Here is a 522-nt window from a genome sequence, read left to right as displayed (position 1 = left end):
GGGCTGCAGTGCCGGTGGAGCAGCTTGGAATGACAACGCAGTCTGTTTCCATCGGAATACACCAGCGCCCGGGCGGTTGCTGCATTGTTGAGTTGGAAAAACTGCCTCGTAACGCGAAAAGTCTGAAACTCAAAGAAGATCGCCAACTGCTCGCCACGCCCAACCGATGGAAAAGATTCATTTTCAAGTTCGTACGACAACGTTACAGCATGCACTGGTCGGAAAAAGCGAAGCTCACATTTTGTCGTCCTGCGCGAATCTGCTCAGGTACCGGGTGACGTCTCCATTTGAGCGATCATCCCAGATTCGATAGAATTCATCTCACCTGCCCCTGAATGGGGCGGCCTTTCTGACTGAAGCTGCAAGGAGAGTACTCATGCAGGAGCAACCTCGCCCGGCATCGCGCCGGTGGGCGCGGCCTCTTTCCCGCATTCTTCTGTGGTTCGCTGTTGCCGTTGCTTTGCTCGCCTCGCCCGCAACGGAATCATCGGCTCAAACGCAACAAGCTTCCTCTCGCCCCAC

The 522-nt window shown here is 55.6% G+C and carries 1 protein-coding gene; it reads left to right on the top strand.

Translation table 11 applies throughout. The annotated features are described in order from the left end of the window. Positions 1-278, top strand: a 278-nt coding sequence (locus L6R21_28295; GenBank protein ID MCK6563103.1) for a hypothetical protein, incomplete at its 5' end; no start/stop codon positions are given. Positions 279-522 lie beyond the last annotated feature (244 nt).

The sequence above is a fragment of the bacterium genome, from assembly GCA_023150945.1.
Lineage (GTDB): Bacteria > Zhuqueibacterota > Zhuqueibacteria > Zhuqueibacterales > Zhuqueibacteraceae > Coneutiohabitans.
Note: the sequence above shows the minus strand (reverse complement) of the source record. Positions and strands in the feature narration are given on the sequence as shown.